The following is a 10,544-nucleotide window of genomic DNA, read 5'->3' on the forward strand; positions in this document are numbered from 1 at the left end:
TCAAACGGCGGCGGCGGCCGCCGTTTTCTTTTGCGGCACCGGATCGATAGAGGCCCAGCCGGGGCGATGGAACAGAAACTTTCCGTAACCGCTCCACCGGATAAGGCCATAAAGAATGACAGGCCCAATGACGCCGCTTGCGGTGGTCAGCAGCGAGACGGTGCCGATATCGCCGATCCCGAGTTTCAACAGCACCGTGCGGGCGATCGCCATGGGCAGGAAGAAAGCCAGATAGACGACGATCGAATGCGCGCCGAGCCAGCTCAAGCCGCGATGCAGCCAGTTTCCGGCGGGGAGCAGGCTCAAAAGCGAAGAGACGGCGATGATCGCCAGCGCGCCCACCAATCCGAGCAAAAGTGAAACCACCGGCAGATCGCCGATAGCGCCGCGCCCATCCAGAAGGTCGCCTGCGGGCGGGATCAGAGCGGCCAGGCCTTCAGGTACGGGCATGAAGACGAGCTTATATTCCACAAAGCCCCAGACAAGCAGACCGGCCATGCCGATAAGCGGGCGCTGACGCAGCCAGTCCGCGGCCCGGAAAATGGCGGGTGCAAAGGCATAACCCGCATAGAAATAGACGAAGCGCGAGCAGAATTCGTCCACCATGACCCAGCCTGTATGGATCGGCAGCATCTCCAGAAATGCCAGCGCCGTGAAGGCACCCCCCACCGGCACACGCTTCAAAAGCCGCGTCACGATGAAGAATACCGGCAGGATATAGATGAACCAGAGCGTCCCGAACGGCTCGATGAATGCCATCAGATAGGCCAGCACCACACCGGAAACTCCGGTTTCGCCGGCAATGGCGGGTGCCTTGAAGGCAAACTGGATCGTCAGCCACAGAATATAGAAATAGAGAAAGTGCACCACCTTGCGGTCAAGATAGCGCCGCCACGGCCTGTCGATGACAAGACCGAGAAACAGGCCCGATATCATGAAGAAATCCGGCATGCGAAAAGGCTTGGCGAAGGCGACCACATAATGCATCCAGCCCTGCGCCCCGGCTGCCTTTTCCACACCCAGCGTCGAATGCATCATGACAACGAAGATGATGCAGATACCCTTGGCAATATCGACCCAGTCGACCCGCCCGTTCACGCCCTTCGTGCCACGCATTTCCTGTTTCCCCGCCAGTTGTGCTGCTTTCTATAACCTGAACGACGGCGAAATTATATCCTGAAGAACCGGCATAGGCCTGCCCTCGATTGCGCGGGTCGAAGTCAACCGTGTTTGCCGGGTGCTCACGGGAACGTGTAACGCGCAGGCGACATTCCCCTTGCTGTGACCCGTTTGCTACAGACTTTTAGAAGCAATCCCTTATATTAGGGACAAATAATGGTTCTTAAGACTTTCCTTTGGAGGTTTATCATGAAGCTCAAGGCCCTTCTTCTTGCATCGACTGTCGCCCTCGTGGCCGCCACGGGCGCCAAGGCTGCCGACGCCGTCATCGAACAGGAGCCAGCTCCGGTTGTGGTTGCTCCGACCTTTACCTGGAACGGTGCCTATATCGGTGGCCAGATCGGCTATGGCTGGGGCAAGTCCAAGTTTGATGATAGCTTCGATACGCTCGAACTGAAGCCGGACGGTTTCCTCGGCGGCCTTTATGCCGGTTACAATTTTGACCTCGGCAACAATGTCGTTCTCGGCATTGACGGTGACGCCACTTACAACAACCTGAAGGATGACTTTACCGGACTTGGCGGCTCCGTCGATACAAGGCTTCGCTGGTCGGGTGCCGTTCGTGCCCGCGCTGGCTATGCGTTTGATCGCTTCCTGCCTTATATCGCAGGTGGTGTAGCCTTTGGACAGGTCAAGACCAGCGGCGATGTTGATGGCATCGGCTTCTCCGAAAGCAAGACGCTCACCGGCTGGACCGCAGGCGCTGGCGTTGACTATGCCGCAACTGACAATGTGATCCTTCGCCTTGAATATCGCTACACCGACTATGGCGACAAAGACATCGATTTCGCTGGTGCGAACGTCAATCAGGACTTCAGGACCAATGAAGTTCGTCTCGGCGTCGCATACAAGTTCTAATTCGATCGAACATGTCTGGAAAAGGCCCTGCTTCGCGGGGCCTTTTTTTGTTACCCATACCTCAAATTATTGCGATCAAATTTAATAATATCTAAAATATATCTATCAATCTATATTTAGATTTAAATGAAAATATAATATAAAATCAGACTAACAATATTTTATATGTAACATAACGCCAAATCAATACTGATGTTGCCGTTATGTTACATACATTCTCGCCAATCGGTACTACATACCCTGCCGTCTCAATTATATTTTCTAGGAGTTTTCGATGAAGATCAAAATTTTACTGAGTGCCTCCCTGCTCGCAGTTGTTGCCAGCACCGGCGCGTACGCCGCAGACGCAATCACCGCACAGGAACCAGCCCCGATGGCCGTGGCTCCGGTCTTTTCCTGGGGCGGTGCTTATATCGGTGGTGAAGTCGGCTGGGGCTGGGCTCGCTCCAAACTTGACGACAAGTCCAACGGCCAATCCAGCGAATTCAAGCCGAACGGTTTCATCGGCGGCGTCTATGCCGGCTATAACTTCGACATGGGCAACAATGTCATTCTCGGTGTCGACGGCAACTTCGACTATGACAACATGAAGAAGTCGCATGACTATATCTCAAGCGGCAACGCCGTTCAGACCTCGGCTGAAACGAAACTGCAATGGTCGGGCGCGGTGCGTGCACGTGCTGGCTATGCCGTTGACCGTTTCATGCCTTACATCGCCGGTGGTGTTGCCTTTGGCGGCGTGAAGAACTCGCTCAATGTCGGCGGCAGCAGCTATAGCAGCGACAAGACCCTGACCGGCTGGACCGCAGGCGCCGGTATCGACTATGCCGCGACCGACAATATCCTGCTCCGCCTCGAATATCGCTACACCGATTTCGGCAAGAAGGACTTCGGTTTGGGCGACTACAACACCCGCGGCTCGTTCAAGACCAACGATATCCGCCTCGGCGTCGCTTACAAGTTCTAAGCACAGCCCGAGAGGAATTGAGAAAAGGCTCCGCTTCGGCGGAGCCTTTTTTGTGCATGCATGATTTACATCCCTTTAAACTGCCGTATTTATCCTGCACCGGATTAGGCCCTTATTTGCTTTTGCGGCGCAAAATCCCGTAAAGCACTCAATGACAATAAATTTCACCGGCCTGCTTCACGATGGGACCGGCGAGCGGGTGGGCGGATCTAGGCTGACATGGCATCGCGTGACGATAAAAACCGGCGCATCGAACCTTCCTTCGGTGGCGAAGAGAAAAAGGATGACGAGGTTTTTCGCGTTGACGAGGAGGATCGCATGGCCCGCACGCAGCAGCGCCGACGCAGGCAATCCGACGATGGGGAGCCGCGCTCTTCACGCAGAGCCAGGAAAAAGTCGCGCGGCTTCTTCGGCTTTCTGCGCCGCGCATTCTATTGGTGCCTCGTGCTGGGATTATGGGGCGGCATCGCCTTTGCCGGGATATTGGTCTATTTCGCAGCCAAGATGCCGCCGACGACCGATTGGGCCATTCCGGATCGCCCGCCCAATGTGCGCATTGTCGATGTCAACGGCAATCTGATCGCCAATCGCGGCACCACCGGCGGCGAGGCCATCGGCCTGCACGAAATGTCGCCCTATATTCCACAGGCGGTCATCGCCATCGAGGACCGGCGCTTCTATTCGCATTTCGGCATTGATCCTATCGGCCTTACCCGCGCGGTTGTAACCAACCTCGTTTCGGGCCGGGCCGTTCAGGGCGGGTCCACACTCACGCAGCAGCTTGCCAAGAACCTGTTTCTTTCTCCCGACCGCACGCTGGAGCGCAAGGTACAGGAAGTCATGCTCGCCTTGTGGCTTGAGCACAAATACACCAAGGACCAGATATTGGAGATGTATCTGAACCGGGTCTATCTCGGGTCCGGCGCTTTTGGCGTCGATGCGGCGTCACGGCGTTACTTCAACAAATCGGCCAAGGACGTGAACCTGATGGAGGCGGCAACCCTTGCCGGTCTTCTGAAAGCACCCTCGCGCCTTTCGCCTGCCCGCGATCCGGAAGCCGCCGCCGCGCGTGCCAAGCTGGTGCTTGGCGCCATGCGCGAGGAAGGCATGGTGGATGACAGCCAGATGGCCATCGCCGAAAGCGAACCGATGACGCGCGCGCCATCCTACTGGCAAGGGTCGGAAAACTACGTTGCCGACAAGGTGGTGGCGGAACTGCCCGAGCTGATCGGCGAGGCGAAAGACGATATCACCGTCCAGACCACTATTGATCTCAACCTGCAACGCGCTGGCGAAGAAGCGATCAAGGACCAGATCTCCCAGAACGGGAAAAAGATGAATGCCAGCCAGGGCGCGCTTGTCTCCATCGACAGCACCGGCGCGGTGCGCGCCATGGTCGGCGGCGTCGATTATGCGACAAGCCAGTTCGACCGTGTGACGGATGCACGCCGCCAGCCGGCCTCCTCTTTCAAGCCCTTCGTCTACCTGTCCGCACTGGAACAGGGACGCACGCCGGATTCGGTGCGCAATGACGCGCCGGTGCGCATCGGCAAATGGACGCCCAGCAACGATAACGGCAAATATATGGGGCCGGTCACGCTCGCGACCGCGCTGTCGCATTCGCTGAACTCGGTTGCCGCGCAGCTCGTGATGGAAGTCGGCCCGCAGACGGTGATCGATACGGCCCACCGGCTTGGCGTGCAGTCGAAACTCGAGCCGAATGCCTCGCTGGCGCTCGGCACATCGGAGGTGACGCTGCTGGAACTGACCGATGCCTATGTGCCGTTTGCCAATGGCGGCTATCGCGCGCCGGTCTATTTCATCACCAAGGTGACGGATTCGGACGGCAAGGTCCTTTATCAGAAGGAAGACGGCGTCGGCCCGCGTGTCATCGACGAACGCAATGTCGGCATGATGAACGCCATGCTGCGGCGCACCGTGGAAGACGGAACGGCCAAGCGCGCCGCCTTCGGCTGGCCCGCCGCGGGCAAGACCGGCACCAGCCAGAATTTCCGTGATGCCTGGTTCGTCGGCTATACGGCCAATCTCACCACCGGCGTATGGTTCGGCAATGACGATGGCAAGGGGATGAAGCGCGTATTCGGTGCGACGCTTCCCGTTGCAGCGTGGAAAAGCTTCATGAAGGAAGCGCATAAGGGCGTGCCCGTGGCAGAGCTTCCGGGCCATTACGATATTCAGAACATCGTTCCCGGCGGCAGCGATGGCATCGACCCGAATGCGCCTTACGATCCCGGCATGATGCCGCAGGAGCCCTATGGCAATCAGCCGATGGCGGGCAATGGCGATGACGGCTACTGGCCGCCTGCGCCCGATTCTCCGGTCCGCAGCGGCATCCAGCAGTCGAGCCAGACCGGACCTGCGAGCTATCCGGCCAACGGCAATGACACTTATCGCCCGATGCCGCCCGGTGATGTGGGTGGCGGGCAACCGCAGCAGTCAGGAAAGTCCACGACCTTGCTCGACATCATCATGGGTAATTCGCAATAGGATGAGTGATGGCCATCGCGACCGTTGGTCATGACTCGCGATCAAGTGAAGCAGCTTCGATGCAAGCTTGTTAATTCCCCTCGAAATCTTGAGCCGCTTGGTCTATTCAAGATTGGAGAGCGAGGTTTCCATGTCCCAAGTCCCCCAAAAAGACGTTTCCGGTTCCGCAGCGCCCAAGGCGGATACCGAGCGTAAAACCCTGGTCCTGACCGGGGCCAGCCGTGGCATCGGCCACGCGACGGTGAAGCGTTTTTCGCGCGCCGGGTGGCGCGTCATCACCTGCTCGCGACAGGATTTTTCCGACAATTGCCCATGGCCCGCAGGCCCCGAAGACCACATCAAGGTCGATCTGGCCGATCAGGAAGATGTCGGCAAGGCAATCGCCGAAATCCGCCGCCGTCTCGAGGCCAATGGCAGCAAGCTGCACGCATTGGTCAACAATGCGGGCATTTCGCCGAAGGCGGAAGGCGGACGCCGCATGAACTCCATCGAAACACCGATGGCGGTCTGGCGCGATGTGTTCCAGGTGAACTTCATGGCGCCGATCATGCTGGCGCGCGGCCTGTTCAAGGAACTGGAAGCAGCCCAGGGTTCGGTCGTCAACGTGACCTCCATCGCCGGCAGCCGCGTGCACCCCTTCGCCGGAACAGCCTATGCAACGTCAAAGGCCGCACTGGCCGCATTGACCCGCGAAATGGCGTCCGACTTTGGGCCTTATGGCATCCGCGTCAATGCCATTGCGCCCGGCGAAATCGATACGGCGATCCTTTCGCCGGGAACCGACAAGCTGGTGGAACAGCTTCCCATGCGCCGCCTCGGCAAGACATCGGAAGTGGCGGAAACCATCTACTTCCTCTGTTCAGAGGCTTCATCCTATGTGACGGGGTCGGAAATTCACATCAATGGCGGCCAGCACGTCTGATAACCTTAGAAAGCGCGGAGATTGAAATTCTCCGCGCTTTTGTGCTTATGTCTTTTTCAATCGATTTAACAGCTGAGTTGTGCCTTCATGATCCTGTGTTGCGGTGAATCCCTGATCGACATGCTGCCACGCGAAACAGCAGGCGGAGAGACCGCGTTCCAGCCCTTTGCGGGCGGCTCCGTCTTCAACACGGCCATTGCGCTGGGACGGCTCGACGTTCCAACCGGGTTCTTTTCCGGCATTTCATCGGATTTTTTCGGCGAGGTGCTGCGCGATAATCTGGCGCGATCCAATGTCGATTATTCCTTTGCCGCAATCTCGGATCGCCCAACCACGCTGGCTTTCGTGCGTCTGGTGGACGGACAGGCACGCTATGCCTTCTATGATGAAAACACTGCGGGCCGCATGCTGGCCGAAAGCGACCTGCCCTATGTCGATGATGCCGTCGACGCGATGCTGTTTGGCTGCATCAGCCTGATTTCCGAACCCTGCGGCAGCGTCTATGAAGCGCTGATGACGCGCGAAGCCCCAAGACGCATCATGTTCCTCGACCCGAATATCCGCGCAAGCTTTATCACCGACCGCGATAAACACCTCAAGCGCATGAAGCGTATGATCGCGCTGGCCGATATCGTGAAGCTTTCCGATGAAGACCTGGCCTGGTTCGGCGAGAAGGGCAGCCACGACGAAATTGCCGCCGAATGGCTGAAGCTTGGACCGAAACTGGTGGTCATCACCAAGGGTGCGCATGGCGCCGATGCCTATACGGCCAAGGCGACCGTGCGCGTGCCGGGCGTGAAAGTGGATGTGGTCGACACTGTCGGCGCGGGCGACACGGTCAATGCGGGCATTCTTGCCAGCCTTCACGATCAGGGCCTTCTCGACAAGAACGCGCTTGCAGACCTCACCGAAGACCAGATCCATTCCGCTGTCGCGCTCGGCGTCCGGGCTGCTGCGGTGACTGTCGCGCGCGCAGGCGCAAACCCGCCCTGGGCGCACGAAATGAAGGATTGACGCAGGGAACGAGCGACCGGCCATGGCCCAGAATATTTATGACCGAGACGATTTCTTCACCGCATACAGCCAGTTGCCGCGCTCGGTACATGGGCTGGAAGGCGCGCCGGAATGGCCCCTCGTCCGCTCGCTCCTGCCCGATCTGACAGGCCGTGACATTGCCGATCTCGGTTGCGGCTTCGGCTGGTTTTGCCGCTTCGCCCGCGAAAACGGGGCTGCCTCCATCACCGGCTACGATCTTTCGGAAAATATGCTGGAACGCGCGCGCCGCGACACCGATGACGATGCGGTGCGCTATATTCAGGCGGATATGGAAGCGCTGGAGCTTCCGGAGGCAAGCTTCGATCTCGTCTATAGTTCGCTGGCCTTTCACTATATCCGTGACTTCCCGCGTCTTTTGAAGACGATCCATGCGGCTTTGCGGCCGGAAGGTCGCCTTGTTTTCACGATCGAGCATCCGATCTTCATGGCCTCTCTTGCGCCGGGCTGGGTCGAGGACGGCAATGGCCGGAAGCACTGGCCGGTCGACCATTATGCCATGGAGGGCGAGCGGCGAACCGACTGGCTGGCCGAAGGCGTCATCAAATATCACCGCCGTCTCGGCACCACAGTCAATGCGCTGATCGAAGCCGGATTTGTCATCAACCGGCTGGAGGAATGGCATCCCTCGCCGGAGCAGATCGCGGCATGGCCGGCGCTGTCGGAGGAAATGGAGCGCCCCATGCTGATGACGCTTTCCGTCAGCCGACAGACTGCTTGACCCGCCACATTTCACGCCTTTTATAGGGGTGGGCGGGCACGAATCAGACTGGCGAGGAGAAACCATGGACGTGTTGCGCATTGCAGCCTTTTCGCAAGGCAATCAGGGCGGCAATCCCGCCGGAGTATCGATCACCGATCACATGCCCTCCCCGCAAGACATGCAGAAAATCGCCAAGGATGTCGGCTTTTCCGAAACCGCCTTTGCCGCACCGGAAGGCGACAGCTGGCGGGTGCGGTATTTTGCGCCGGAGATGGAAGTTCCGTTTTGCGGCCATGCCACGATTGCACTTGGCGCGGCTCTTGCCATGCGCGAAGGCGATGGCCGTTTCGCGCTCAAGCTTAACAATGGCGATATCAGCGTCGAGGGCCGCAAGGAAGGCGACCTGTTTGCGGCCAGCCTGCAATCGCCGCCGACGCGCCAGCGCGCCGCCAATGACGCGGAAGTGGACCAGGCGCTGGCGCTGTTCAATTTCGAAAGGGACGATCTGGCGCCCGGCCTCACACCGGCACTGATCCATGCCGGGGCAGACCATATCATGCTGCCGCTTCGCTCACGCGAGAAGCTCGCCTCAATGCATTACGACATGGCGCGCGGGCGCATCCTGATGAAGCGGCAAGGCTGGACGACGATCCTGCTCATCTATTCCGAAACGCTTCCACAGCCGCAATCCGTTTGCCTCGGGCGGGGTGTATGAAGACCCGGCCACCGGCGCGGCCACGGCGGCCTTCGCCGCCTATCTGCGCGATAGCGGCTGGCCGCATGGCGGCGAGATCGAAGTGTTTCAGGGTGAGGATATGGGCAGCCCGTCACACCTGCGCGCCCAGATCGGCAATGAACGCGGCGGCTCTATTCGCGTTTCCGGCACAGCGCGGCTGATGGAATAGAGCATGTCTCCCGAAAGTGGAAACCGGTTTCGGGAGGCATGCGTAAAAACAAATAGACAGAGCTACAGTTCGTCAGACCTTGACGAGCTGCTCCACCCGCGCCTCATTTCCGAAGAATTTGAGATAGCGCGCCACTTCCTTGGGATCGCCGGTCGCCTTTTGCGGATTGTCGGAAAGCTTGACCGCCGGATGGCCGTTGGCATCCGTTACCTTGCAGACCAGCGAAATGGCATTCAGCCCTTCAATTTGCTTCGGGGCACAGCCCGCAAAATCATTGGTGAGGTTGGTGCCCCAGCCGAAACTCATGCGCACCCGTCCCTCGAAATGACGATAGGTTTCCTCGATCGTATCCACGTCGAGCGCGTCGGAAAAGATCAGCAGCTTTTCGCGCGGGTCCTTGCCGCGTGACTTCCACCATTCGATGATGCGTTCGCCGCCTTCAATCGGCGGGGCGCTGTCGGGGCGAAAGCCGGTCCAGTCGGCAACCCAGTCCGGCGCATCGCGCAGGAAGGCAGCCGTGCCGAAGGCATCCGGCAGCACGATCAGAAGATTGCCGCCATAATAGCGGTTCCAGTCCTGCAGCACGCGATAGGGTGCCGAGCGCAATTCATCGTCATTCATGGCGAGAGCTGCCAGCACCATCGGCAATTCATGCGCATTGGTGCCGAGCGCTTCAAGGTCGGTATCCATGGCCAGCAGCACATTGCTGGTGCCGGTGAAGGCATCGCCGATACCTTCCTTCAGCGCTTCCACGCACCAGCGCTGCCACAGGAAGGAATGGCGGCGGCGTGTGCCGAAATCGGAAATCTTCAGGCCCGGAAGCTGGCGCAGACGCTCGACCTTGCTCCACATCTTCGCCTTGGCGCGGGCATAAAGCACGTCCAGCGAAAATGGTCCGAGATTTTTCATCGCCGCGCGCGAGCGCAGTTCATTGATGATGGCAAGGGCCGGAATTTCCCACATGGTCGTGTGTGACCATGCGCCATGGAAATGCAGCTCGTACTGGCCGTCCTTGCGGCGCAGATCATATTCCGGCAGCTGGAAATCATGCAGCCAGTTCAGGAATTCGGGCTGGAAAATCTGCTTGCGGCCATAGAAGCTGTTACCCGCCAGCCAGATCATTTCCTTTTTGGAAAAGCGCAGCGTGCGGGCATGGTCGAGCTGCGCGCGCAATTCGCCCTCATCGATCTCATCGGCAAGGCGCACGGAGGTCGTGCGGTTGATGAGCGAGAAGGTTGCATCCACCTTGGGGTAAAGGCCCCAGATCATCTGCAGCATCAAAAGCTTGTAGAAATCCGTATCCAGAAGGCTGCGGACAATGGGATCGAGCTTCCATGCGTGATTGTAGACGCGGCGCGCAATATCAGTCTTGGCCATGACGGCCTCCATTGCATGATCATATGCTTCAACCAAACCAAATGCTTGGCAGCAAAAAGAAAGGCGGGTTTT

Annotated in this window: 8 protein-coding genes and 1 pseudogene; 7 read left to right on the forward strand and 2 right to left on the reverse strand. The window is 58.6% G+C overall.

All coding sequences use genetic code 11. From position 1 onward, the window contains the following. Nucleotides 1-1,116, reverse strand: a complete 1,116-nt coding sequence (locus AVM02_RS16540; protein ID WP_411508007.1) for an acyltransferase family protein — start codon at nucleotides 1,114-1,116, stop codon at nucleotides 1-3. Nucleotides 1,117-1,368: 252 nt separating this feature from the next. On the opposite strand from AVM02_RS16540, the gene AVM02_RS16545 reads away from it, so the two are divergent. The 7 genes and pseudogenes from AVM02_RS16545 to AVM02_RS16575 all read left to right on the forward strand — a co-directional run bounded on the left by AVM02_RS16545 (nucleotide 1,369) and on the right by AVM02_RS16575 (nucleotide 9,095). Further along, nucleotides 1,369-2,037 carry an outer membrane protein gene (locus AVM02_RS16545; RefSeq protein ID WP_411508008.1) on the forward strand — a complete coding sequence of 223 codons (669 nt, stop codon included), beginning with the start codon at nucleotides 1,369-1,371 and terminating at the stop codon, nucleotides 2,035-2,037. 274 nt (nucleotides 2,038-2,311) lie between these two features. Continuing rightward, nucleotides 2,312-3,004, forward strand: a complete 693-nt coding sequence (locus tag AVM02_RS16550) for an outer membrane protein (protein ID WP_411508009.1) — start codon at nucleotides 2,312-2,314, stop codon at nucleotides 3,002-3,004. A 219-nt stretch (nucleotides 3,005-3,223) separates the two neighbouring features. After that, a complete protein-coding gene (locus AVM02_RS16555) occupies nucleotides 3,224-5,512 on the forward strand; it encodes a transglycosylase domain-containing protein (protein WP_411508010.1) in 2,289 nt (762 codons plus the stop codon). A 130-nt stretch (nucleotides 5,513-5,642) separates the two neighbouring features. Further along, nucleotides 5,643-6,434 carry an SDR family NAD(P)-dependent oxidoreductase gene (locus tag AVM02_RS16560; RefSeq protein ID WP_411508011.1) on the forward strand — a complete coding sequence of 264 codons (792 nt, stop codon included), beginning with the start codon at nucleotides 5,643-5,645 and terminating at the stop codon, nucleotides 6,432-6,434. 87 nt (nucleotides 6,435-6,521) lie between these two features. Further along, nucleotides 6,522-7,448 carry a carbohydrate kinase family protein gene (locus tag AVM02_RS16565; RefSeq protein ID WP_411508012.1) on the forward strand — a complete coding sequence of 309 codons (927 nt, stop codon included), beginning with the start codon at nucleotides 6,522-6,524 and terminating at the stop codon, nucleotides 7,446-7,448. 22 nt (nucleotides 7,449-7,470) lie between these two features. Continuing rightward, nucleotides 7,471-8,208, forward strand: a complete 738-nt coding sequence (locus AVM02_RS16570) for a class I SAM-dependent methyltransferase (RefSeq protein ID WP_411508013.1) — start codon at nucleotides 7,471-7,473, stop codon at nucleotides 8,206-8,208. A gap of 64 nt (nucleotides 8,209-8,272) precedes the next feature. After that, nucleotides 8,273-9,095 (forward strand): annotated as a pseudogene (locus AVM02_RS16575) (PhzF family phenazine biosynthesis protein). Nucleotides 9,096-9,167: 72 nt separating this feature from the next. On the opposite strand, the gene pncB reads toward AVM02_RS16575, so the two are convergent. Further along, nucleotides 9,168-10,472, reverse strand: a complete 1,305-nt coding sequence (pncB, locus tag AVM02_RS16580) for a nicotinate phosphoribosyltransferase (RefSeq protein ID WP_411508014.1) — start codon at nucleotides 10,470-10,472, stop codon at nucleotides 9,168-9,170. Nucleotides 10,473-10,544: the final 72 nt, after the last annotated feature.

This window comes from Brucella anthropi (genome assembly GCF_046630315.1).
Lineage (GTDB): Bacteria > Pseudomonadota > Alphaproteobacteria > Rhizobiales > Rhizobiaceae > Brucella > Brucella anthropi_A.

Excerpts from the sequence above, each read along its gene's own strand:
- AVM02_RS16545 (WP_411508008.1), top strand. The coding sequence starts at position 1,369 with ATGAAGCTCAAGGCCCTTCTTCTTGCATCGACTGTCGCCCTCGTGGCC.
- AVM02_RS16570 (WP_411508013.1), top strand. The coding sequence starts at position 7,471 with ATGGCCCAGAATATTTATGACCGAGACGATTTCTTCACCGCATACAGC.
- AVM02_RS16550 (WP_411508009.1), top strand. The coding sequence starts at position 2,312 with ATGAAGATCAAAATTTTACTGAGTGCCTCCCTGCTCGCAGTTGTTGCC.
- AVM02_RS16540 (WP_411508007.1), bottom strand. The coding sequence starts at position 1,116 with ATGCGTGGCACGAAGGGCGTGAACGGGCGGGTCGACTGGGTCGATATT.
- AVM02_RS16560 (WP_411508011.1), top strand. The coding sequence starts at position 5,643 with ATGTCCCAAGTCCCCCAAAAAGACGTTTCCGGTTCCGCAGCGCCCAAG.
- pncB (WP_411508014.1), bottom strand. The coding sequence starts at position 10,472 with ATGGCCAAGACTGATATTGCGCGCCGCGTCTACAATCACGCATGGAAG.
- AVM02_RS16555 (WP_411508010.1), top strand. The coding sequence starts at position 3,224 with ATGGCATCGCGTGACGATAAAAACCGGCGCATCGAACCTTCCTTCGGT.
- AVM02_RS16565 (WP_411508012.1), top strand. The coding sequence starts at position 6,522 with ATGATCCTGTGTTGCGGTGAATCCCTGATCGACATGCTGCCACGCGAA.